Here is a 23,523-nt window from a genome sequence, read left to right on the forward strand (position 1 = left end):
CGGACCGGGACCGGCACCGTGCCGGGCCGGTCCCGGCCGGGCGTCCGCGCTGCCCACGGCCCTCAGGCCATCTGCCGTCGCACCAGCTCGTACAGCCGTCCGCCGGGGTCCGCGAGCAGGTCCGCGGGGCGGCCCTCCTCCACGATCCGGCCGTCGGACATGACGAGCACCCGGTCGGCGTCCATGACCGTGGTGAGCCGGTGGGCGATCACCACGCGCGTGGCGCTCAGCTTGCGGGTGCTGTCCATCACCGTCCGCTGCGTCTCGTTGTCCAGCGCGCTGGTCGCCTCGTCGAAGAAGAGGATGCGCGGGCGGCGCACCAGCGCCTGCGCGATCATCAGCCGCTGGCGCTGCCCGCCGGAGATCGCACCACCGTTGGAGATCATGGTGTGCAGCCCCATGGGCATCCGCTTGATGTCCTCGGCGAGTCCGGCCATCTCCGCAGCCGCCCAGACCTCCTCCTGGGAGAAGCTCTCGGCGCCCGAGATGCAGTCCAGGATCGAGCCGGTCAGCGGCTGGGCGTTCTGCAGGACGACGCCGCACTGGCGGCGCACCGCGGCGCGGTCCAGGGCGGACAGGTCCTGGCCGTCGTAGAGCACCGACCCGGAGTCCGGCCGGTCGAAGCCGATCAGCAGCCTGAGCAGGGTGGACTTCCCGCAGCCGCTGGGGCCGACGACGGCGACGAACTCCCCCGGCCGCACCCGCAGCGACACGTCGTCGAGGACCGCCGGGCCGTCGTCGGTGTAGCGGAACGACAGCCTGCGCGCCTCCATCTCGCCGGACAGGACGCCCGGCTGCGCGCTGGCTCCCCGCACCTCCGGCGTCTCGTCGAGGATCGGGCGCACCTGCTCGAACATGGGCAGCACCGCGACCGCCGAGACCAGGACGCCGGTCAGCTGGGTGACCGACGTCAGCAGCATCGTCACGGCGGCGTTGAAGGTGAGGAAGTCACCCGCCGACATGCTGCCGCGGGCCGGGCCGGCCAGCAGCATGAACATGATGAGCGAGCACAGCGGCAGGTAGACCGCGTCCATCACGGTGGTGAGGTTCCTGATCCGGCCGACGCGCTGCTGCAGTTCGCGGGAGCGCGCGAACTCCCGTGCCCACGCCGCGTACGCGAAGCTCTCGGCCGCCGCCACGCGGAGTTTGGGCAGCCCGCGCAGCGTCTGGAAGGCCTGGTTGTTGAGCTTGTTGCCGAGCTCCACCAGCCGCCGCTGCCAGCGCACCTGCCACAGCCCCATCCCGAGGAAGAAGAGACCGATCACCAGCAGCATGCCCATGGCCGCGAGGGCGAGCGGCACGCTGTACCACAGCAGCAGGGCCACGTTCATCGCGCCGACGGTGCCCGACTGGAGCGCGACCGGACCGATCCCGGACAGGACGCGGCGGATCGAGCTGATGCCCATCGCCGCGCTCGCCAGCTCGCCGGTGGAGCGCTCGGTGAAGAAGCGGGTCGGCAGCCTCAGCAGTCTGTCCCACACGGCGGGCTGGAGGACGCTCTCGATCCGGCCCTCCATCCGCAGGACGGTGAGGTTCTGGAGGAGCATGAACGCCGCCGACACGATGCCGGCGGTGATCACCGCGAGCGCCATCTGCACGATCAGGCCGGTCTCGGCCCTCGGCACGTACACGCCGAGCACCTTCCCGGTGGCCACCGGCACCAGGGCGCCGACGACGACCGTGACGAGACCGGCGAGCAGCAGGTTGCGCACGTCCATGCGGGTGCCGCGCAGGCTGAAGCGCGCCAGGCGCCAGAGGCTCGCGGGCCGTTCCGGCAGCGGCCGGTAGAACATGACCGCGCGCGGCTCGAAGTCGTCCGCGTTGTCCTTGCCGATGCGGGTGCGCGAGCCGGTGAGCGGGTTGACGGCCTCGTAGCGCCCCCGCCGCCACAGCAGCGCCACGGGTGCGCCGGACGCCGCGCGGTGCCCCACCAGCGGGCCGCTGTCCGTGCGCCACCAGCTGCCGGCGAGGCGTACGGGGCGGGTGCGGACGCGGGAGGCGATCGCGACGCGTTCGACGGGGCTGACGCGTTCCTCGTCGGCGGCGGTTCTCGGGGGCTCGGTCAGGGTGATCCCGGCGGCCTCGGCGACCCTGCGGCACACGGCGAACACGGCGTCGTCGCCGTCCGCCCCGGCCGTGCGGCGCCCTCCGCCGCGCTTTCCGATGGAGGCGATCAGCGCCTCGTCGGCCCGGGCTCGGACGTCCTCGCCCGCCTTGATCCCGGCCGCCGCGCGGTCCTCGTGGGCGCGTTCCAGCTGTTCGATCCACTGGTCGACCGCGGACAGCAGACGGTACTGCTGGTTGACCATCCGCTGCCACATCGCGCCCTCGACGAGCAGATCGGCCGCGGCCTCGGCACTGTAGGAGGCGCCGTAGCGGACGCTGCCCGGGTCGACGGGCATCCACAGGATGTCCTCGTCGGTCATGCCCGCGTCGGCGGGGCGGCCGTCGAGGGGCGCCTCGAACAGGACGCCGAGGCTGCGCCCGACGCCCAGGGCGAAGGCGTGCTCCAACGGGCTCCAGGCTCCCGGGCCGTACGGGTCCTGGGCACCGTACGGATCCTGCGCGGCGTACGGATCCTGCGCGGCGTACGGGTCCTGGGCACCGTACGGATCCGGTACGTGGATGCCCTGGGTCGCGTACGGGTCCTGCCCGTAGGGGTCCTGGTACAGCTCGCGCAGGGCGATGCGGCGCAGCACGCACTCCTGCGAGGGGCGCCCCACGAGGGTGTGGCGCGGGCCCTCCACCGGACCGAGCAGCAGCGTGCCGGGTTCGAGCCGGCCGAGGAAGTGCCAGTGGCCCTGCTCGGCGGCGTCCACGGCGAAGAGGTCGAGGAAGCCGCCGAGCACCAGCCACAGCACCTGCGGGCCTTCGAGGTGGAGGCTGCGCAGGCCGGTGCAGTCGACGGGCGCGCCGAGGCCCCCGAAGGCCTGGATCACCGCGTCGGTCGTCTCCGGCGTCCCCGCGGCCGCGGTGTGGCCTGCGTCCGGGTGTGCGGATGACACGTCAGTGCTCCTTGACCAGCTCGGCGTACGCCCCCTGGGCGGCGACGAGTTCCTCGTGACGGCCGCGTTCGACGACCGTGCCGTGGTCGAGCACCACGATCTCGTCGCTGTCGCGCACGGTGCTCAGCCGGTGCGCGATGACCACGCACGCGCAGCCGCGCCGGCGGATGTTGTCGATGATGACGCGCTCGGTCTCGGCGTCGAGGGCACTGGTCACCTCGTCCAGCACGAGGATGCTCGGGCGGCGCACCAGCGCGCGGGCGATCTCCAGTCGCTGGCGCTGCCCGCCGGAGAAATTGCGGCCGTCCTGCTCGACGCGGCTGTGGATGCCGTCCGGCCTGCGCCGGACGACGTCGAGGACGGCGGCGTCCTCCAGCGCGGCGACCACCGCCTCGTCGGTGATGGAGGGGTCCCAGAGCGCGACGTTGTCCCGCACGGTGCCCTCGAACAGGAAGATGTCCTGGTCGACGAAGGCGACGGAGGCGGCGACGGCGCTGCGGGAGATGTCCTCCAGCCGTTCGCCGTCGATGCGTATCGTCCCCTCCCAGGGGGTGTACAGGCCCGAGATCAGCCGCGAGACCGTGGACTTGCCGCTGCCCGAGCCGCCGACGAGGGCGACCTGCCGGCCGGGGCCGACGGCGAGGGAGAAGCCGCTGAGCAGCGGTGCGTCGAGCGGGCTGTAGCCGAAGGTGATGTCCTCCAGCGTGACATGGCCCTTGAGCCTGCGGGTGCTCGCGTCGGGCTCCTCGCGCGAGTACAGCGGGTCGACGGGAAAGTTCTCGACGTCCTTGAGCCGGGCGACGTCCGCGGCGAAGTCCTGGATGCGCCCGGCCACGCCGTTGAGGCGCGTGATGGGGGCGGTGAAGCGGGCGACGAGCGCCTGGAACGCGACGAGCAGGCCGATGGTGATGTGCCCCTCGACGGCCCGCAGTCCGCCGATCCACAGGATCAGGGCGCTGTTGAGGGTGGCCAGGGTGGGCGCGACGACGGAGAGTGCGGCGCTCGGCACGCCGAGGCGCTGCTGCACCTCCAGCGTGGTGGCGTGCTGACCGGCCCAGCGGCGGAAGTAGCCGTCCTCGCCGCCGGTCGCCTTCATCGTCTCGATCAACTGGAGGCCGGTGTAGGAGGTGTTGGTGAGCCGTGCGCTGTCGGCGCGCAGCTTCTGCGTGTGGGTGGCCCGCAGCCGGACGACGATCCGCATGGCCACCACGTTGAGGAGCGCGATGAGCACGCCCACGACCGTGAGTTGGGGGTCGTACGTCCACAGCAGCGCCGCGTACAGCACGACCACGACTCCGTCGACGGCGGCTGCCGCGAGGTCGCGCGCCAGGGTCTCGGCCACCGCGTCGTTGGACTGGAGCCGTTGGACGAGGTCTGCCGGGCTGCGCTGGGCGAAGAAGGTGACCGGCAGCCGCAGCAGGTGTCTGAGGAAGCGGGCGCTGCCCAGCGTGGACGAGATGATGCGCCCGCGCAGCAGGTTGGCCTGCTGCAGGCCGGTCAGTACGGCGGTGAGCGCCACGAGGGTCGCCAGCGAGGCGAACAGGGGCCCCAGCAGCGAGGTCTGCCCGCCGATCAGGAACGTGTCGATGTACGTGCGGCTCAGCGCGGGCACCGCCGCGCCGACGGCGACCAGCAGGAGGCTGGCCAGCAGCGCGGCCAGCAGCGTGCCGGTGGTGCCGCGCAGCCGGGCGGGCACGGCCTTCATGATCCCGGGCCGGCGGCCGCCCTTGGTGAACGTGCGGTCGGGTTCGAAGACCAGGGCGACGCCGGTGAAGCTCGTGTCGAAGTCCTCCACGGACACGAAACGACGCCCCTTGTCGGGGTCGTTGATGTGTACGCCGCGGCGTCCGAGGCGGCGGCCGGTGCCGTCGTAGACGACGTAGTGGTTGAACTCCCAGAAGAGGATGGCCGGCGGCTGCACCTCGGCGAGGGCCGTGGCCTCCATCTGCATGCCCTTGGCCGTGAGTCCGTAGCTGCGGGCGGCCTTGAGGATGTTGCTGGCGCGTGAGCCGTCGCGGGAGACGCCGCAGGCGATGCGGAGCTCTTCGAGCGGCACATGGCGTCCGTGGTGCGCGAGCACCATGGCGAGCGCGGCGGCACCGCACTCGACGGCCTCCATCTGGAGGACGGTGGGCGTGCGGACGGGCTTGGGCTTCTGCTGCCGGCGGGACGGTGGAGCGGCGCGGCGCGCGCCGCGCCGGCCGCTGGGAGCCGGCTCCGGGCGGTGTCTGCGGCGGCCCGCGGGCGGCAGCCGCCGCTGGGCGGGGACGGTGTCACGATGTGCGGTCACGGCAGCAGCCAATCGATCGGATGCTGGGCGGCCAGGTGGACGGAGCCGCCGGCGAGGGTCATGGACTCGAGGGCGTAGGGAGGGCCCTGCGAGGAGGACCAGTCGTAGCCGGACTCGGTGCCGGGGGACTTCTTCAGCTCGACGAGCACCGACACGGGCTGGCCGTCCTTGGAGAACTGCTCGCCCAGCTGGCTGCTGCCGAGAAAGGCGGTGATGCGCTGGCGGGTCTCGGCGGTGCGGCCCACGGCCTTGACCCGTCCGCGCAGCACCCCGTACTTCTGCGAGGCGACGGACTGGACGGTGAGGTCCACGCGGGCGCCGACGGGCACGGCCGCGCCGCTCTCCGCGGGGACGTACAGCACGGCCATCAGCGGGTCGCCGGGCCTGTCGACCCTTTCCACGGCGGCGACGTCGCTGCCGGTCGTGACGACGGAGCCGATCGCGGCGACGAGGGTGGTGAGCCGTCCGGCCGCGATGGTGCTGACGACGGCGGTGCCCTGAGCGGTGCGGACCTTCAGCAGGGGTGCGTCGGCCTCGACGTGTTCGCCCTCCTTCGCCAGCACCTCGGTGATCTGTCCGGAGACCGGGCTCTGCAGGACGTAACTGCCCTGGCCGTGGGTGAGGATGCCCGGCGCGGAGACGGTGGAGGTCACTGTCCCGGCGACGGCCCAGACGGCGCCGGCGACCATGACGAGGACGGTCACGGCCAGGACGAGGAGGCCCTGCGGGCGGGCGAAGCGCACCGGAAGGTCGATCTCCTCCGGTGACTGCAGCTTGGAAAGGGCCTGTTGGCGGAACTGCACGACACTCTTCCCTCAACTGCCTGAACGGTACGGGTCCCCGGAGTCGCCGGGGGTCGGAAACTGCGCACGGCCGTGCGCCCCGGAGCCTGGATCGGTCCGGGGCACACGGCTCGGCACGGCCGGCAGAGCGGGCCGGCGGGCCGCGGAGGTCTTACAGACCGGCGACGAGGCCGTTGACCGGGCCGGTGATCGCGGCGGCGTTGATGCCGGTGGCACCCTCGACGACGCCGGTGACGGTGGCAACGGTGCCGGAGACCGGGACGACGGTGTCAAGAGCGGCGGTGGCGTTGCTCACCGTGGCGCTGTGCAGGCCGCCGGCCACGTTGTCCAGCTCGCTGTCGGAGATCTCCTGGGTGGGGACGAAGTTCATGAGAAGCTTCCCTTCGGATGGGTATTTCTGAATGACAGCGCCCGGTCGCACTCGATGAGCGTGTTGCCGGCCGCCCGACGGGGTGGGGAGATTCCCGGATCCGGGAACCCAGTGAAATCCCGCGGTGCGAAGGATCAAAGCACGTAAGCGCGTTGAGCGGCCAATCGCGAAGACGGCGGAATGCCGGGATCGCGGCCGGGAGCGGTCGCCGTATTACCGCCGCGTGCACGCCCCTACATGACTCGGTGCCATCTCCTTCACATGATCACCGCACGGTGCCCCGACGCGCACGCCCCATGTGCCGACGACGAAGGGGACATTCCCCTACAGAGCAAGATATTCGCTGGTCAGAGCGGGGGCGGCGACGAGAAGGCGGTGTGACGCCTGCGCATTCACTGTGCAGATTCGGAGCAGGCGAAGGTTGCTTGACGGGACGTCACAGGACATTCACGCGTCGAGGGGTGCGGCGTGTGCGCCGCACCCCTCGGACCATGAATGACGTCACCGGGCAATTACGGAAAGTGGAGACCGGTGCATTGTCGGAAATGCCGGACCGGGTCGCCCGGTGCGCGGAAAACGAAGGAAATCAGCCTCCTGTGGCCGCCTCGGACGCAGGTGGGGTGATCCGGGCGTGAAGTGCTGCGGCGTACGCTTCGTCGGGATCGAGCCTGCGCAGTTCCTCCGCGATCAGCTCGGCCGTGGTGCGCACTTTGAGGGCGAGCACGCGGTTCGGCTGGCCGGGGATGGAGAGCCGGGCCACGGGCCCTTCCGGACGGTCGATGTGGATCTCGCCGTCGGCGGTGCGCAGGCGTACGGCCGTGACGACCGGACCTGCGGTGACGACCTGTTCGACGGGCACGCCGAGGCGGTCGGCGAACCAGCGGGCGAGCAGTTCGGCACTGGGGTTGTCCGCCTCGCTCTCCACGACGGCCGAGACGACCTCCGCCCGCGCCTGGTCGAGCGCTGCCGCAAGCATGGAGCGCCACGGGGTCAGCCGCGTCCATGCCAGGTCGGTGTCCCCCGGCTCGTAACCGGAGGCGCGGGCGGCCAGCTCCCGCAGCGGCTCCTCGACCGCGTACGCGTCGGTGATACGGCGCTGGGCGAGGGCCCCGAGGGGGTCTTGGGCCGGGACCGGCGGCGCGTCGACGGGCCACCAGACGACGACGGGCGCGTCGGGCAGCAGCAGGGGGAGGACGACGGAGTCGGCGCGCTCGGCCAGTTCGCCGTGGAGCCGCAGCAGGACCGTCTCCCCCGCCCCCGCGTCGCCGCCGACGCGGACCTCGGCGTCCAGGCGCGTGTCGTGGCGGTCGCGCGGGGAGCGGGCATGGCGCTTGATGACGACGAGGGTGCGCGAGGGGTGCTCGCGCGAGGCGTCGCCGGCGGCCTTGATGGAGTCGTAGGCGTTCTCCTCGTCGGTGACGATGACCAGGGTGAGCACCATGCCGACGGCGGGGGTGCCGATGGCCCGGCGCCCCTGGACCAGGGCCTTGTTGATCTTGCTGGAGGTGGTGTCCGTGAGGTCGATCTTCATGGCCGGCGCCAGCTCCGTCCGTCTCGTGCGAGCATCTCGTCCGCTTCCTTCGGGCCCCAGGTGCCCGCGGGGTACTGGGCCGGGGAGCCGTTGGTGTCCCAGAACCGCTCGATCGGGTCGAGGATCTTCCAGGACTCCTCCACCTCCTCGGTGCGCGGGAAGAGGTTGGCGTCGCCGAGCAGGACGTCGAGGATCAGCCGCTCGTACGCCTCGGGGCTGGACTCGGTGAACGACTCGCCGTAGGCGAAGTCCATCGTCACGTCGCGCAGTTCCATCGAGGTGCCGGGAACCTTGGAGCCGAAGCGCAGGGTCACGCCCTCGTCCGGCTGCACGCGGATGACCAGGGCGTTCTGGCCCAGTTCCTCCGTGGCCGTGGAGTCGAACGGCGAGTGCGGGGCGCGCTGGAAGACCACCGCGATCTCGGTGACCCGGCGGCCCAGCCGCTTTCCGGTGCGCAGGTAGAACGGGACGCCCGCCCAGCGGCGGTTGTCGATCTCCAGTCTGATCGCGGCGTACGTGTCGGTCTTCGACGCGGGGTCGATGCCCTCCTCCTGGAGGTAGCCGACGGCCTTCGCCCCGCCCTGCCAGCCGCCGGTGTACTGGGCGCGCACGGTGTGCCGGCCCAGGTCGTCCGGCACCTTGACGGCCTTGAAGACCTTCAGCTTCTCGGTGACCAGGGAAGCGGCGTCGAAGGAGACGGGCTCTTCCATGGCGGTCAGCGCGAGCAGCTGGAGCAGATGGTTCTGGATCACGTCACGGGCCGCGCCGATGCCGTCGTAGTAGCCGGCGCGGCCGCCGATGCCGATGTCCTCGGCCATCGTGATCTGCACGTGGTCGACGAAGGACCGGTTCCAGACGGGCTCGAAAAGGGTGTTGGCGAAGCGCAGCGCCAGGATGTTCTGGACGGTCTCCTTGCCCAGGTAGTGGTCGATCCGGAAGACCTCGTCCGGGGCGAACACCTCGTGCACGATGGTGTTCAGCTCGCGCGCGCTGGCCAGGTCGTGGCCGAAGGGCTTCTCGATGACGGCGCGCCGCCAGGAGCCGCGGGGCGCATCGGAGAGCCCGTGGTCCTTGAGCTGCTGGACGACCTTGGGGAAGAACTTCGGCGGCACGGACAGGTAGAAGGCGAAGTTGCCGCCCGTGCCCTGCGCCTTGTCCAGGTCCTCGACCGTCGCCCTCAGCTGCTCGAAGGCGGCGTCGTCGTCGAAGTCTCCCTGGACGAACCGCATTCCTTCGGCCAGCTGCTGCCACACCTCCTCGCGGAAGGGGGTGCGCGCGTGCTCCACGACGGCGTCGTGGACCTCCTGCGCGAAGTCCTGGTCGGCCCAGTCCCGGCGGGCGAAGCCGACGAGCGAGAAGCCCGGCGGCAGCAGCCCCCGGTTGGCGAGGTCGTAGACGGCGGGCATCAGCTTCTTGCGGGACAGGTCCCCGGTGACTCCGAAGATCACGAGTCCGGAGGGCCCGGCGATACGGGGCAGCCGCCGGTCGAGCGGGTCCCGCAGCGGATTCGCCCAGCCGCTGTTCTCTGACATGAGGGTCAGGCCTCCTTGAGCGAACGGCTTCGAGTGCGTCCAATTCCGAGGATCGCATCTCGCCCGATCTTGTGCGGCCACATCAGCGCAGCGACGCGTCGATCCATTCCCGTGCGGTCCGAACGGCGGCACACGCGGTGCGCCGTCCGGCACCGGACCGCAGGCCCGCCCGGCCTCGGCGGCGCTCTTGCCCAGCGCCCGGATGTACCGAACAGTACGTGTCATGGCGACAGTTGTGCTGGTGGGGACCTTGGACACCAAGGGCGAGGAGTACGGCTGGCTGCGCGAGCGGCTGGTCGGCGCCGGGGTCGAGGTGGTGGTCGTCGACACGGGAGTGATCGGTCAGCCGCACTTCACCGCGGACGTCACGCGCGAGGAGGTGGCGCGCGCCGCCGGGACGGACCTGGCCGCGCTCCGCGCGCAGGGGGACCGGGGCACGGCCGTGACGGCGATGGCCCGCGGGGCGGCCGAGGCCGTCGCGCGGCTGTACGGTGCGGGCCGGCATGATGGTCTCCTCGATGGCGGCGGGCAACGTCTCGCCGTACGTGGGGTCCACGGACATCACGATGATGCACAGCGTCGTCGACATCGCCGGGATCAACTCGGTCTCCGCCCCGGTCCTCGCGAACGCGGCCGACGCGGCGGCGGGCATGGCGAAGGGCTTCGCGGCCGGGCGCCGGGCGCTGCGCCCCGCCGATCTGGCCGCGGGCGAGCGGCCGCTGGTGGCGACGAGCATGGCGGGCGTGACGACGGCCGGCGTCGACGCGGCCCGCGCGCGGCTGACCGAGCTGGGCTACGAGGTCCTCGTGTTCCACGTCAGCGGGGCGGGTGGGCGGACCCTGGAGTCGCTGGCGGGGCAGGGGCTGTTCGCCGGCGTGCTCGACCTGACGCTGAGCGAAGTCGCGGACGACCTGGCCGGCGGCATCCTGACGGCGGGACCCGACCGGCTCACCGCCGCGGGGCTCCGCGGTGTGCCGCAGGTGGTGAGCCTCGGGGCGTTGGACATGCTGAAGTTCGGCCCGCCGGACACGCTCCCTGCCGCGATGCGCGAGCGTCACGTCCTGGTGCACAACCCCTCGGTCACGGTGGTGCGCACGACGGCGGAGGAGTGCGCCGAACTGGGCCGGCGGATCGCCGCGAAACTGCGTGCGGCCACGGGCCCGGCCGAGGTGTGGGTGCCTCTGCGCGGCCTGTCGACGCTTGGCGTCCCGGGCGGCCCGTACCACGACCCTGCGGCGGACGCGGCCCTGTTCGACGCACTGCGGGAGGGGCTGCGGGGCAGCGCGGTCACGGTGACCGACATCGACGCGGACATCAACGACGCGCTCTTCGGCCGGGCGGCGGCGGAACGCCTGCACCGGATGATCACCGCTCGTGCGGCCGCCCCTGCGTGACACGGCCCCTCGGGCCTCGGTGCGTCGGCCCTACGGGCCGCCGGGCGGGTCGAGCGGGGCGTCGAGCAGGGCGGTGAGGTCGCGGACGAAGGCGGCTGTGCGCTCGCTGTCCGGGCCGCCGAGCGGGGCGAGGAGCCGGCCGATCAGGTCCTGGACGACCACGACGGCGCGGCCGGTGACGTCCCGTCCGCGTTCGGTGAGCGACAGGCGTACCGCGCGGCTGTCGGCGGCGTCCCGGACGCGCTCGATCAGCCCCTCGGCCTCCAGGGCGCGGGCGAGTTTGGACACGTAGAGCGCTTCGAGGCCGGTGTGGTCGGCCAGTTCGCGCTGGCTGGGGCGTACGCCGGACCGGTCGAGGCCGTGCAGCGTCGCCATCAGCGAGTACTGGGCGTGGGTCAGGCCCACCGGCGCGAGCGCCCGGTCGACGGCGACGCGCCATCTCATCGACAGCCGCCACACCAGGAAGCCGGGCGTCGGACCCGTGGATTCCTTGCTCATGCCGGACACTGTACATGGCTACTGTCGTGCGTCCGGCCCGCTCACGGGCGCAGGTGCGGGGGCAGCAGCTGCTCCGTCCACAGCGTCTTGCCGGACGCGGTGTACCTGCTCCCCCACCGGTGCGTGAGCTGGGCGATCAGGAAGAGTCCGCGGCCTCCCTCGTCGGTGAGGCGCGCCCGGCGCAGATGCGGCTGGGTCTGGCTGGGGTCGGACACCTCGCACACCAGCCGCTGGTCCCTGATCAGCCGGATGACGACCGGCCCGCCCGCGTACCGGATGGCGTTGGTGAGCAGTTCGCTGACGATCAGTTCGGTGGTGAACACGAGGTCGTCGAGCCCCCAGGCGGTCAGCCGGCGGGCGACCTCGGCCCGCGCGTCCGCCACGATCTTCACGTCCGCCGGGAACTCCCAGGCGGCGACCGCCTCTTCAGGAGTGACGGCCACCCGGGCCAGCAGCAGCGCGGCGTCGTGGTCCGGAGGCTCGGCAAGGAACGGCACGAGCATCTCCCGGCCGATCTCGGGCACCGGCCGGGCACCGCCGCCGACGGCCTCCTCGCCCAGATACGTGGTCACACGGCCCGCGCCGCCGGCTTCCGCGGACAGCGATCCGGCGGTGAACGCCAGCAGGTCACCCGGCCGGAGTTCCACCTCCACCGGTTCGAAGGGCGCGCCCTCCCTGCCCAGAGCGGGGCCGGCCGGCAGCCCGACCGGCGCGGCGCCTCCGGCGGCCCGGGCCAGCACGGGCGGCGCGTGACCGGCGCTCGCCATCGTGCACCGCGCGCTGACCGGGTCGTAGACCGCGTAGAGGCAGCTCGCGCCGCGTACCGTGCCCTCGGCGCCGCCCGGCTGCTCGTCCTCCGCGAGCCGCACCACGAGATCGTCGAGGTGGGTCAGCAGCTCGTCCGGCGGCGGGTCGAGGTCGCTGAGCGTGCGCACGGCGGTGCGCAGACTGCCCATCGCGGCGGCCGCGTTGAGACCGTGCCCCCGCACATGACCGGCGACGAAGGCGACCCGCGACGACGAGAGGGTGATCACGTCGAACCAGCTGCCCCCGGTGCCCGCGAGCGTCCTGCCGGGCACGTAGATCCCCGCCGTCTCCGCCGCGGTCACCTTCAGCAGCGGGCGCGGCAGGAGACTGCGCTGCAGGGTCTCGGCGGTGCGGCGCTCACGGGTGTACCGGCGGGCGTTGTCGAGGGCGAGCGCGGCCCGGGAGCCGATGTCCTCCGCGACGGCGGCGTCCTGTGCGTCGAACGGGGCCCGGTCACCGCTCCGCCACACCGAGACCGCTCCGAGGACGTGCCCGCGGGCCTGCAGCGGCACCACCATGTACGAGGCGGCGCGGTCGGTGAGCACCAGACGCACCCGGTCGGCATCGTCGGCGATCCTGGGCCGCAGCTCGTCCAGGTCGGGGACGATGACGGCCGACCCGAGCCGCAGCCGGTCGCTCTCGTAGCCCCGTACGCGGATGACGGAGCCGGGCGGGTACAGCTCCTTCGGCCACCCGCCGTGGGCCGCGACGGCCGAGACCCGGCACAGCGGCGCCCCGGTCGCGAAGGCGCCCGGTTCCTCGCCCACCAGCACGGATTCCGTGATGTCCACGGCGGCCAGATCGGCGAACGCCGGGACCAGCAGGTCGGCCAGCACCTGGGCGTTGCGGGAGACCTCCAGGGACCGGCCGAGCGCGGAGGCCGCCGTGGCGACGAGTGCCGCGCGCTTGCGGGAGCGTTCGTGCTCGGTCACGTCGGTGAACGTCACGGCGACGCCGCGTACGGCTCCCTTGGCGCCCGACAGTCTGAGCGCGGACAGCGAGATGGTCCGCTCGCGTTCGGGGGCCCTGGCGAGCCGTGCCGAGGTGACGAAGTCGACGAGCGGCTCGCCCGTCGTGGCGACACGGCGGAGCCGGTCCTCGACGACCGCCGCGTCCTCGGGGACCAGCAGCTCTCCGATCCGCAGCCCGAGGGAGCCGCCGGAGGGGTCGCGCCGCGCCGACCCGGGGCGCACGTCCCCCGGCAGCGGATTGATGCGCGTCAGGCGCAGCTGCGGGTCGTGGATGGCGAGCCCGATGCCCGTCTGCGAGAACAGCGCGCCCACGAGGGCCTCGTTCTCCTCCCGCCGGTCGGCGTGTTCCGCGGGCGTGATCCGCAGCAGGAACCGCGCGGGCAGTGTGCCCTCGATCGGCAGCAGATCGAACTGCACGGGCACCGGACCGCCTGACCCGCGCAGCGCGGCGCGAAGGGAGCGGGGACGGTCGTCGGGCGCGAGGCCCCGCAGCCGTGGCCAGTCGCCGGGTTCGGCGAAGAGCGCGCCGGCGTCGCGTCCGCTGATCCCTGCGGCGGGGGCTCCGAGCAGATGGGCGGCGGCCGCGGTGCAGGCGAGCACCGTACCGGCGTCGTCGAGCACGAGGAGCGCGCCGTCCTCCGGGCGGTCCGGCCCGCTGCCGGGGACATGGCCACTGGTGCTCACTCGTCGATCACTCCCAGGGGGCGCTCCCGTGATCCGTCGGTCCCTGCCCGGGGCCGGTCCGCACCCGGCGTCGGCCGCTGCCCCGTCCCGCCGGGGTCCGGCGACGGCTGTGCGCTCGTCCCCCGCGCCTCTCATTGAACTCCACCGGGCCCGCTGCCGCTCGGCGAATCCGGCGACGGGCCGACACCGACGTGACACGCCGACGGCTTCCGGCCGCGTCACGGGCCGCCAACTCGCGTCGGCAGGACGTCACATGGGCAGGTGCGAGCGGCGGAAAAACGCCGTGACGGGGGCCCTGGGGCCGCTCTACGCTCACCTGTACGGCATCGCGTGCCGGTCACCGACCGGGTGAGGCATGGAGGTGCCCGTGAGTTTGCCCGACGGAGGCAATCCACAGTGTCAGCAGAGTTCAACCACACCATCGTGTTCGCCAGGGACAACCACGAGTCGGCCGCGTTCCTCGCCCATGTCCTCGGGCTCGAAGTCGGGCAGGAGTGGGGCCCGTTCGTCCCCCTCGCCCTCAGCAACGGCGTCACCCTCGACTTCGCGACGCTCGGCGACGAAGTTCCCTTGCAGCACTACGCGTTCCTGGTCTCGGAGGACGAGTTCGACGGGATCTTCCGGCGCATCGAGGAAGCGGGCGTCACGTACTTCGCCGATCCGCACGGCAAGCGGCCGGGCGAGATCAACCACAACGACGGCGGGCGGGGCATGTACTTCCACGATCCGGCAGGGCACGGCATGGAGGTCATCACCCGGCCGTACGGGGGTGGCGGCAGCTGAGCCCGCGGGCCGACGGCCCGCACGGATCGCGTAGTGCTCCGACAGGGGCGGGGACATCTCCCCGCCCCTGTTCGCCGTCCGGCCGCCCGCCGGCCGAGACCCGTTCGCCCCGACGGCCCATCGGGGGCCGACCCCCGATGGCGCGGTGCGGGGAACTGCGCACTAGATGGAACGAGGGCGCGGCCACTCATGATCACGCGCCCCCCTCATGAGCACGAGACAGACACGGTGGACGCCTACGGTTGGTCCACGAACGGAGCCCGCGCCATGCCCCCCGACCCCGTCACCCCAGATCCGGCCGACCGCGGCATGAACCGACCCGCCGGGCCCGCGCCGGCGTCCGACACCGAGTTCCTCGTCCCCGCGCACCCGGCTCCCCGCACGCGGCACGCCCCGCCCCGGTCGGCGGGGCGGTCCGCGCAGGGCCCGGACGGACACGCCGAGATCGGCAAGCACTCCCCGCCCGCCCCCGCCGTGCGGGCCGAGCGGCCGAAAAGGGCACGGGAGCGGAAGGAGCCGCCGGAAACCTCCATGTGTCCGACGGCGGCGCTGGACGGCGCGCTCGCCGCGGGGCCGAGCAGCCACACCGTCTCCCCCGCGCTGCGCTCCGCGCTGCGCTGGCCCGCGGCGGTCCTGCTGTTCGCCTGCGGCCTCCTCCACCTGCCGACCGACCTCGCGGGACTGCGGTCGGGCGGCTACGCGCAGACGCTGTCCGCGGCCGTCATGGTGCTCTGCCTGGCGTGCGCCGTGTGGCTCGCCCTGCGGGACACCCTGGTCGTCTGGGCCGCGACGGCGGGACTGACCATGGGCGTCGTCGCGCTCCACGCCGTGGCGAGCGCGGGCATGGCCGGCCTGCTGAACAGCGGCCTCGGGGAGTCGTTCACCTCGGCGAGGGCCGCGGCCGTGCTCGGCGCGGCGGCAGGGGCGCTCCTGACCTGCTGCTCGGCGCTGGTGCGCCGCACACGGGCGGCGGGAGCGGCGAACGGCACCTGACCGCCCCTGGACCGGACGCTGCCGCCCGGGCAGCCTCGCTGTCCGGGCGCATGCGTGCGCCGACGTCCGGGGAATGGCCGCACCGGGGGCCGACTCGGCCTCGGCGATCGGCGCGCCTCGGCGATCGCCGCGGCGGAGGTCCGCGGCACGCACTCCGCATGATCGGCGTCCCTGCGGGTACTGGGCAGTGCTTCCGGCCCGACGAGCCCTCCGGATACGGCATGGTGTTTCGTGTGGGTTTGTCACCCTTGGGTAGGGGCCGGGCAGAGGACGAAGGCACGAAGGAGGTGCGCTCTCCATGGAGCGTGGCAGCAACCGCGTGAGCCCGCGCAAGGACGACGAGATGAAGCACGAGGTGCAGGACTACCTGCGCTCACGGCAGCAGCACACACGCATCGAGCAGGCGAACGACCCGGAGCCGGGTGCGGACGACGCCGGGCCCGGCGGGTCCGAAGGCGAAGGCGGCCCCGGCTCTCCGCGTATGCGCGAGCGCTGAGGCGGACGGCGAGCCGGCAGCGGGCGGGCCCGGACGGCCGGGCTCACCCCCTGCCCGGCGTCGGACGCTCCACGTCCTGCGACGCCTGGCGGGCCCGGTGGCGCGCCGAGGAAGCCGCGACGTCCGCGGCACGGGCCCGCTCGCGTGCCCGCCGGGCCTCCTTCTCGGCCGCCCGCAGGTCGGACCGTGCCGCCTTCAGTTCCTCGGTCAACGCGTCGACTCGCTCGGCGGCCTCGGCGGCGCGGGCGTCGGCGTCCTCGCTCTCCTCGGCGGCCCGGGCGTGCTCCGCCTCGCGGTCGCGCGCCTCCTCCTCGGCTGCTTCGGCCGCCCGGCGGGCCTCGTCCCGTTCCGCGCGCCGCTCCCGTTCACCCCGCCCGGGTCCGTGTTCCGGGCGCTCGGCCTGTGTCGTCCCGCCCGGCCGGGGCGCGGGGGCGCGATCCGCCACGACGCCGGGATCCGCCACCGCCGCCGCGAAGCCCACCGGTGAGGGCAGCGGCCGGTCGAGGTGGCCCGCCGCCCACTCCTCGGCCGCCGCCGGGTCGGCGAGCACGGCGTGCAGGGTGCCCTCGATCTCCCGCAGGGCGGTCTCCCCCACCTGCTGCCCCTCCGCCGCGGCCAGGTCGCGTGCCTCACGGGCCAGTGCGGAGACCAGGAGGTGCTGCTGCCGGCTCAGCTCGCGCAGCTGCTCGCCGTCGAGGCCGCGGTGGGCGCTGCGCAGACCTTCGCCGAGGCCGAGCAGCGGCCGGACCCGTTCCGGGGCGCGGCGCGCCAGGAGGTTGCCCGCCCACGCCGAGACGGTGGGGCGCCGCAGCGCCTTGACGCGCTCCGCGAGGGCGGGGTCCCCCGCCCTGCGGGCCTCGGCCGCACGTGCGTTGCGCGCTGCGGTGAAGTCCTGCGGGCGCAGCCCGTACAGCTCGTCGAGGATGCTCTGCAGGTCCACGGTCCTCCTTGCGGCCCGTCACCCCCGCCCTCGTCGGGAGGGCCCACGACCAGGATGGCTCACGACTCGGTTCGCCGTACCAGCGCCGTGCGGTGCGGCGCCACCGCCCGGGGAGATCGCCGCGCCCGGTGGCCCACAGCAGCATGGGCCAGTCGCCCCGGCACCGCCGCGCACGGTCCCTCCGGCGGAGTCCAGCGCAGCCCGAGCCCCAGTGCCACGTCGTGGGTGTGGACCAGGGTCTCGACGACGCCCATGGCGGCGAAGCCCTCGGCGTCGGAGCTCCCGAACACGTGGTGCGAACGGAGACTGGGCGACGCCGTGCGCACCATGGCGGTCAGCAGCACCCCCCGCCCGACTCCAGACCTCCAGCAGCCCCGCCGCTCCCGCCCCGCGGTCCACGTGCACCGTGTTGCGGGGGCCGCCCGGCCTGCGGCTGTCACAGACGAAGGGCACGACGCGGTCCGGGGAGGGACGGTGCGGGCCGAGCTGGACGGCGTAGGCGAACAGGTCGTCGGCGAGGTGCTCGACGGTCTCCCAGCAGTCCCACTCCAGGGTCCCCGCCTTCGCGTCCCACCTGGCGCCGGGCGGGACGGAGCCCAGGAGGTCGAGGCAGAGGCGCACGGCGCGGTCGACGTCGTCCGCCGTCACGGTGGAGGAGGACCTGTTCTCGGCCGAGGGGGCATGACTGAGGGGGACATGGCGGGACCGTATCCCCCGGGCGGACGGGTCGTGGTCCGCCCGATGTCGATCCCTGCCGGCCTCGGCCGTCCCTGTCAGGAGACGGGGCGCAGGACGCAGCGGGCCGGTCCGGCGGCACGCAGGGTGATCCCCGTGTCGACGGGCACCGTCTCGTCCTTCGCGGTCAGTTCGTACTCCCCGAGGATCATCGCGAGCGCGAGCACGGACTCCAGCATGGAGAAGTGCTGGCCGATGCAGGCGCGCGGCCCGCCGCCGAACGGGAACCAGGCGTAACGGGGCCGTTCCTTCTCCCGCTCGGGTGTGAAGCGCTCGGGGTCGAAGCGCTCGGGCTCCTCCCAGTACCGCGGGTGACGGTGCGTCACCCAGGGGGCGACGAGCACGTCGGCGCCCGCCGGGACGGTGTGACCGCCGATCTCGGTGGCGGCGACGGCGCGGCGGCCGACGACCGGGCCCGCGGGGTAGAGCCGCATGGTCTCCTTGAGCACCTTGGTCAGGTACGGCAGAGAGTCGAGGTCCGCCGCGCCCGGTGTGCGACCGGCGAGGACACTCGCCGCCTCGGCCCTCGCCCGCTCCTGCTGCTCGGGGTGCCGGGCCAGCAGATGCAGGGCGAAGCCGAGCGAGGTCGCGGTCGTCTCGTGGCCCGCGAGCAGGAAGATCAGCACCTGGTCGCGGATCTCCGCGGCGTCGAAGCTGCCGTCCTCCTCGCTCTGCGCCGCCGCGAGCAGCGTGAGCAGGTCGTCGCCGGTCGCCGCGTCCACCTCCGCGCGCCGCTTCTCGATGATGCGGTCGCACACCGCGTACAGCTCGTCTGTCGCGGCCGCGGCGCGGCGGTTGCCCGGAGTGGGCCAGTCACGCGGGACGTTGACGGGCGAGTACCCCCGGCGCAGAACGTAGTCGCCGATGACGGGGAAGCAGCGCTCGACGACGGCGACGGCCGATTCGACGTCCGTGCCGAACAGGATGCGCGCGACCGCGCGCAGGGTCAGTCCCGTCATCTCTGCGACGACGTCCACGGTCCGGCCCGGGGCGCCGCGCCAGGCGGCGAGCATCGACGCCGTCTCGGTGGTGACCGCCTCCGCGTAACCGTCGACGCGGCGCCGGGTGAACAGCGGCTGCACCAGACGGCGCTGGCGCAGATAGTCGGCGTCCTGACTGGTCAGCAGGCCGTTGCCGAAGGACTCGCGGACTTCCTGGTAGAAGGCGTTGTCCTTGCGGAAGTTGGCCGCCTCGGTGGCGAGCACCTGCTGCGCGCCCTCGGCGGAGAACACGGCGTACAGCTCGGCCCGCAGCCCGGGCGGACCGGCGGTGAGGCGAACGACGTCCCCGTGCTCGCGCCGGGCGGCGAGGAAGGTGCCGAGGGAGTCCCGCTTGAGGTCGAGCATCGACCCGAGCAGCGGCAGCCCCGCCGGACCGGGCACGCGTGCGGCAGTGGTGGTCATGGTCCCCCCAGGTCGGCGGCGGCGTCGCACATCGGTCTCAACGCCCATTGTGTCAAAGGGCGTTGGACGAGGAGACGCGTCCGGCCTCGACCACGGCGCTCAGGCGGCCACCGGCAGTCGCCGTGCACTCCGGCGCCGGGCGGCCGCCGCCGGTCGGGGCGCGCGCCCGGTCACCACCGCCGCGCTCAGGCCCCGTCGGCCGCCGCGCGCAGGGCCGCCACGTCCAGCTTGCCCATACCGAGCATGGCCTTCATCGCCCGCTGGGCGCGCTGGGCGTCGGGGTCCTTCAGCAACTCCTCCAGCACGGCGGGCACCACCTGCCACGACAGCCCGTACTTGTCCTTGAGCCAGCCGCACGGGCCCTCCTGCCCTCCCTCGGACAGCCTGCTCCAGTAATAGTCGACCTCCTCCTGGTCGGCGCAGTCGATGAGGAAGGACACCGCCTCGTCGAAGGTGAACTCCGGTCCGCCGTTGATCGCGGTGTAGGGCTGGCCGTCGAGCACGAAGTCCACGGTCAGTACCGTTCCGGCCGGGCGCGGGCCCGCCTCGCCGTAGTACGAGACGTTGGTGATCTTGGAGTTGGGGAAGACCGAGACGTAGAACTCGGCGGCCTCCTTGCCCTGCGTGTCGAACCAGAGATTGGGCGTGATCCTGGGCATGTCGTTCTCCTGACCTGGTGGTCGGACGGGTCTCTGCCGGTGCAGACCGCCCGGCCGTGCGGAATTCATCGCTGCCCCTCCCGACTTCCCCCGAAGGGCCACCGAGTGCGCGGGGCGGGGTCCCGGCGGAGGATGGAAGCGATGACCGGATCCGTGACGCTGATCAGTGAGAGCCCGGAGGACCCGTTCTCGCTGGGCCGGGCCGTCTCCGTGGTGCTGGATCCGCACGGGCGGGTCACCGGCTGGAGCGACCGCGCGGAGGCGCTGCTCGGATACTCCGCCCGCGAGGCCCTCGGCCGGGAGGTCAGCGAGCTCCTGGTGGACCCCCAGGACGAGGGGCTCGTCCTGAAGCCCGTGGCGGCGTGCGTGCGGGACCGGGGCTGGTTCGGGGTGGTGCCCGTCCGCGTCAAGGAAGGGCGCACCCTCGGTTTCGGGGTCCGGGCCCGGCTCGTGGCGCGGGACGACGGGGGCACGGAGTGGTTCCTGGTGGGTGCCCCCGCGGCCGAGGTCGTCCAGTGGGAGATCGACCGGGCGGTGATGGACGGCCTGTTCCGCAGGTCCCCGATCGGGCTCGCGGTCCATGACACCGATCTGAGCGTCCTGCGCGTCAACCGGGCGATCGCCCGTCTCGGCGGCTTCGAGGCGGAACAGGCACGCGGGGTCCGGATCGGAGACTTCCTCGTACGGGTGGACGCGGACACCGTGGAGGACCGGCTGCGGGAGGTGCTGGACACCGGGGAGCCGCTGATCTTCACCGAGCAGTCCTGCCGGCTGCTCGCCGCGCCCGCGAAGGAGCGGTTCGTCGATGTCTCCGCGTTCCGGCTGGAGGACTCCACCGGCCGGGTGCTCGGAGTGACCCAGCTGGTCGAGGACGTCACCGAGCGCCACCGGGCCCGGCGCAGGCTGGCGCTGCTCAGCGCAGCGGGTGCCGGGATCGGCACGACGCTGGACGTGGGGACGACCGCCTCCGAGCTCGCGGAGGCGGCCGTGCCGGGACTGGCCGACTGCGTCTCGGTCGACCTGCTGGAGCAGGTCAGCCGCGGCGAGGAGCCGGTGCCCGACAGCAGGGGGGACGCGGTGCGCAGGACGGCGCTGCACAGCGTCACATCCGAATCCGAACAGATCATGCTCCCGGTCGGCACGCTCACCACCTTCGCTCCCGGCACACCGCAGGCGCGCTGTCTGTCGGAACGGCGTCCCGTCCTCGAACGCTTCGTCGACCTGCCGAAGGCGCTCGCGGGTCTCGATCGCGCGGGGGCCGCGAAACAACGGGGGGTGCATTCGCTGATGGTGGTGCCCCTCACGGCGCGCGGTCTCGTGCTGGGGTGCATGAGCCTGTGGCGCTCCCGGCTGCCCGAACCGTTCGAGGAGGACGACCTCACGCTCGCGGGCGAACTGGCCGCGCGGGCCGCCGTGTCCATCGACAACGCACGGCGGTTCACGCAGCAGCGCAGGACGGCGCTGGCGCTGCAGAGGAGGCTGATGCCGCGGGAACTGCCGGAGCATCCCGCGATCCTCGTCGCCCATCGCTACCTGCCGGCCGGCGGGGCGGCAGGGGTCGGCGGGGACTGGTTCGACGTGATCGCCCTGTCCGGCGCACGGGTCGCCCTCGTCATCGGCGACGTCGTGGGGCACGGCATCAACGCGGCCGCCACCATGGGGCGTCTGCGCACGGCGGTGAACACCCTGGCCGACCTGGACCTCGAACCGGACGAGGTGCTCTCCCACCTCGACGACCTCGTCACGCGGCTCGCCGGCGAGCAGGAGCACGACGACGAGGGAGCCCCCGGGGAGCAGGTGGTGGGGGCGACCTGCCTCTACGCGGTGTACGACCCGGTGGCCCGGGCGTGCTGCATCGCGCGGGCCGGGCACCCGCCGCCCGCGGTGGTGACCCCGGACGGCGCCGTGAGCGTCCCGGACCTGCCCGCCGGGCCGCCGCTCGGCCTCGGCGGCCTGCCGTTCGAGACCGCGGAACTGACCCTGCCGGAGGGCAGCGTGATCGCCCTCTACACCAATGGCCTCGTCGAGGGCGAGGAGCACGACATGGAGGCCGGGATCGCCCGACTGTGCACCGTGCTCGGCGGGTACGGTCCGCAGCAGCTGGACGAGATGGCCGAGGACGTCCTCGACGCGCTCCTGCCCGCACGGCCCAGTGACGACGTGGCGCTCCTGCTGGCGCGGACGAGCAGACTGGCGCCGGAACTCGTCGCCACGTGGGAGCTGACGGCGGAGGCCACCGCGCCCTCGAAGGCCCGCCGCCTGACGGCCGACCAGCTGGCGAAGTGGGGACTGGACGAGCTGGTGTTCACCACCGAGCTGATCGTCAGCGAGCTCGTGACGAACGCGTACCGCTACGCCGGGGGCCCGGTCACCCTGCGGCTGATCCACCATCACCGGTTGATCTGCGAGGTCACCGACCCCAGCAGCACCTCTCCGCACCTGCGGCGTGCCCGTTCGACCGACGAGGGCGGACGCGGGCTGCTGCTCGTGGCCCAGCTGACGGAGCGCTGGGGAACACGGCACGCGCGGGAGGGCAAGACGGTGTGGACGGAGCAGTTGCTCCCGCCGACGCCGGGGAGCCCGGTGATGTGACGGACCGCCGTGGCGCCCCGGTGATGTGACGGACCGGCGCACCGGCGGTGTGACCGCAGGTGCGCCCGGACCGGCGCACGACGAACGGTGCGCCCGGACCGGCACCCGGCGCCCCGGGTCCTGTGTGCGGACCGGCGCGCGACGCCCGGTGTGCCGGACCGGCGCCCCGGCGGCCGAGGCGGCACGTCACCGGGCGCGCACCGGCCGTGCCATCGCTCCCGGCCCGCCTCCGACGACGGCAGTGAAGCCGCTCACGGACGACTGCCGGCAGGCTGGGCGATCGGCCGTCGGGGCGGTGATGCGGCGCACTTCGTTGCGCCCCGCGCCGAGGCCGACGACGGAGACGGCCCGGCCGTCGGACCGGCCGGGCAGCAGCGGCGTCACCGCGGCGGAGGCGCAGCCGCCGTCGCGGCAGCCGCCCGGCCCGCCTCGGGCCCCGGCCCTCAGGGCGGCGTCCGAGAGGCCCCCGGCCCCCAGGCGTCCGAGAGGCCCCCGCCCGTCAGGCCGGGGCCGGGGTGGCAGCCGGCGGGGCCGTGGCGGCGGGAGGGGCGAGCGGCGTCGCCGCGGGCGTGACCGCCGCTGTGACGGCGTCCGAGCGGCGGGCGAAGACCCGCAGGCCGGAGCCGTCCGTACCGGCCTTGAGCAGGCGCCTGGCCGACGCCACCGTGACCACCGCCGACAGCGTCGTGCCCGCCTGACCGCACTGCCGGTGCGCCCGGAGCACCGCGCTGAGCGCCGCCGTGCTCACCACCGACGTCCGGAGCTCGATCACCACGGCCCGCGGCATATGGGACCGGACGACCTCCGCGAGCTGCTGCGACACCGTGGCACGGTCACTGATCATGACGTCGCCGTGGAGCGTGACGACCAGTACGCCACGGTCGAGCGTGTGGGTGAGCACCATGAGCCATCCGATCCGGGAAATTTTGGGATTTGCCTCATTTAGGGGCCCGGCGGTCCTCCCCGCAACACGCCACACCACAACCGGGGGAATCCCCCTTCGCCCACACGTTCCGACCAGCGCTTTTCCCCGGATC

General features: G+C 73.3%; 16 protein-coding genes and 2 pseudogenes. 5 read left to right on the forward strand and 13 right to left on the reverse strand.

The annotated features are described in order from the left end of the window. Nucleotides 1-62: 62 nt before the first annotated feature. The 6 genes from AB0K02_RS11805 to zwf form a co-directional block, all read right to left on the reverse strand. Nucleotides 63-2,939, reverse strand: coding sequence for an NHLP bacteriocin export ABC transporter permease/ATPase subunit (locus AB0K02_RS11805; protein WP_365992404.1), 2,877 nt, complete (start codon nucleotides 2,937-2,939; stop codon nucleotides 63-65). Between the two features lie 67 nt (nucleotides 2,940-3,006). Continuing rightward, nucleotides 3,007-5,295, reverse strand: a complete 2,289-nt coding sequence (locus tag AB0K02_RS11810) for an NHLP family bacteriocin export ABC transporter peptidase/permease/ATPase subunit (protein ID WP_365992218.1) — start codon at nucleotides 5,293-5,295, stop codon at nucleotides 3,007-3,009. Then, nucleotides 5,292-6,098: an HlyD family efflux transporter periplasmic adaptor subunit gene (locus AB0K02_RS11815; protein ID WP_365992219.1), complete on the reverse strand. Its 807-nt coding sequence runs from the start codon at nucleotides 6,096-6,098 to the stop codon at nucleotides 5,292-5,294. The genes AB0K02_RS11810 and AB0K02_RS11815 overlap by 4 nt, the downstream gene beginning before the upstream one ends. 151 nt (nucleotides 6,099-6,249) lie before the next feature. Further along, a complete protein-coding gene (locus AB0K02_RS11820) occupies nucleotides 6,250-6,468 on the reverse strand; it encodes a type A2 lantipeptide (protein WP_365992220.1) in 219 nt (72 codons plus the stop codon). Nucleotides 6,469-7,054: 586 nt separating this feature from the next. Beyond that, a complete protein-coding gene (gene opcA, locus AB0K02_RS11825; RefSeq protein WP_365992222.1) occupies nucleotides 7,055-7,999 on the reverse strand; it encodes a glucose-6-phosphate dehydrogenase assembly protein OpcA in 945 nt (314 codons plus the stop codon). Further along, nucleotides 7,996-9,531 (reverse strand): glucose-6-phosphate dehydrogenase, encoded by a 1,536-nt coding sequence (gene zwf, locus AB0K02_RS11830; RefSeq protein WP_365992223.1) that lies wholly within the window; start codon nucleotides 9,529-9,531, stop codon nucleotides 7,996-7,998. Before zwf ends, opcA begins: the two co-directional genes overlap by 4 nt. A gap of 223 nt (nucleotides 9,532-9,754) precedes the next feature. On the opposite strand from zwf, the pseudogene AB0K02_RS11835 reads away from it, so the two are divergent. Continuing rightward, a pseudogene (locus tag AB0K02_RS11835) lies at nucleotides 9,755-10,925 on the forward strand (Tm-1-like ATP-binding domain-containing protein). 30 nt (nucleotides 10,926-10,955) lie between these two features. On the opposite strand, the gene AB0K02_RS11840 reads toward AB0K02_RS11835, so the two are convergent. Together AB0K02_RS11840 and AB0K02_RS11845 are read right to left on the reverse strand one after the other, a co-directional pair. Then, complete coding sequence (locus AB0K02_RS11840) at nucleotides 10,956-11,423, reverse strand: MarR family transcriptional regulator (RefSeq protein WP_365992224.1); 468 nt, start codon at nucleotides 11,421-11,423, stop codon at nucleotides 10,956-10,958. A gap of 41 nt (nucleotides 11,424-11,464) precedes the next feature. Beyond that, the gene (locus AB0K02_RS11845; protein WP_365992225.1) at nucleotides 11,465-13,885 is read right to left on the reverse strand and encodes a SpoIIE family protein phosphatase; all 2,421 of its coding nucleotides are present in this window, start codon (nucleotides 13,883-13,885) and stop codon (nucleotides 11,465-11,467) included. A gap of 396 nt (nucleotides 13,886-14,281) precedes the next feature. Between AB0K02_RS11845 and AB0K02_RS11850 the strand changes: the two genes are divergently transcribed. The 3 genes from AB0K02_RS11850 (at nucleotide 14,282) to AB0K02_RS11860 (ending at nucleotide 16,157) form a co-directional block, all read left to right on the forward strand. Then, nucleotides 14,282-14,668, forward strand: a complete 387-nt coding sequence (locus AB0K02_RS11850; protein WP_365992226.1) for a VOC family protein — start codon at nucleotides 14,282-14,284, stop codon at nucleotides 14,666-14,668. Between the two features lie 267 nt (nucleotides 14,669-14,935). Beyond that, a complete protein-coding gene (locus AB0K02_RS11855) occupies nucleotides 14,936-15,661 on the forward strand; it encodes a hypothetical protein (RefSeq protein ID WP_365992227.1) in 726 nt (241 codons plus the stop codon). Between the two features lie 298 nt (nucleotides 15,662-15,959). Next, complete coding sequence (locus AB0K02_RS11860; RefSeq protein ID WP_365992228.1) at nucleotides 15,960-16,157, forward strand: hypothetical protein; 198 nt, start codon at nucleotides 15,960-15,962, stop codon at nucleotides 16,155-16,157. A gap of 43 nt (nucleotides 16,158-16,200) precedes the next feature. Here AB0K02_RS11860 and AB0K02_RS11865 read toward each other — a convergent pair whose 3' ends face one another. The 4 genes and pseudogenes from AB0K02_RS11865 to AB0K02_RS11880 all read right to left on the reverse strand — a co-directional run bounded on the left by AB0K02_RS11865 (nucleotide 16,201) and on the right by AB0K02_RS11880 (nucleotide 19,894). Beyond that, nucleotides 16,201-17,097 carry a hypothetical protein gene (locus AB0K02_RS11865; protein ID WP_365992229.1) on the reverse strand — a complete coding sequence of 299 codons (897 nt, stop codon included), beginning with the start codon at nucleotides 17,095-17,097 and terminating at the stop codon, nucleotides 16,201-16,203. Nucleotides 17,098-17,164: 67 nt separating this feature from the next. Then, nucleotides 17,165-17,718: pseudogene (locus tag AB0K02_RS11870) on the reverse strand (maleylpyruvate isomerase N-terminal domain-containing protein); the annotation flags it as partial. A 152-nt stretch (nucleotides 17,719-17,870) separates the two neighbouring features. Then, complete coding sequence (locus AB0K02_RS11875) at nucleotides 17,871-19,235, reverse strand: cytochrome P450 (protein WP_365992230.1); 1,365 nt, start codon at nucleotides 19,233-19,235, stop codon at nucleotides 17,871-17,873. A 185-nt stretch (nucleotides 19,236-19,420) separates the two neighbouring features. Further along, nucleotides 19,421-19,894 carry a VOC family protein gene (locus tag AB0K02_RS11880; RefSeq protein ID WP_365992231.1) on the reverse strand — a complete coding sequence of 158 codons (474 nt, stop codon included), beginning with the start codon at nucleotides 19,892-19,894 and terminating at the stop codon, nucleotides 19,421-19,423. A 141-nt stretch (nucleotides 19,895-20,035) separates the two neighbouring features. Between AB0K02_RS11880 and AB0K02_RS11885 the strand changes: the two genes are divergently transcribed. Further along, nucleotides 20,036-22,486: a SpoIIE family protein phosphatase gene (locus AB0K02_RS11885; protein WP_365992232.1), complete on the forward strand. Its 2,451-nt coding sequence runs from the start codon at nucleotides 20,036-20,038 to the stop codon at nucleotides 22,484-22,486. 499 nt (nucleotides 22,487-22,985) lie between these two features. Here AB0K02_RS11885 and AB0K02_RS11890 read toward each other — a convergent pair whose 3' ends face one another. Beyond that, a complete protein-coding gene (locus AB0K02_RS11890; protein WP_365992233.1) occupies nucleotides 22,986-23,390 on the reverse strand; it encodes a hypothetical protein in 405 nt (134 codons plus the stop codon). Between the last annotated feature and the right edge of the window lie 133 nt (nucleotides 23,391-23,523).

The sequence above is a fragment of the Streptomyces sp. NPDC049597 genome, assembly GCF_040675505.1.
GTDB lineage: Bacteria > Actinomycetota > Actinomycetes > Streptomycetales > Streptomycetaceae > Streptomyces.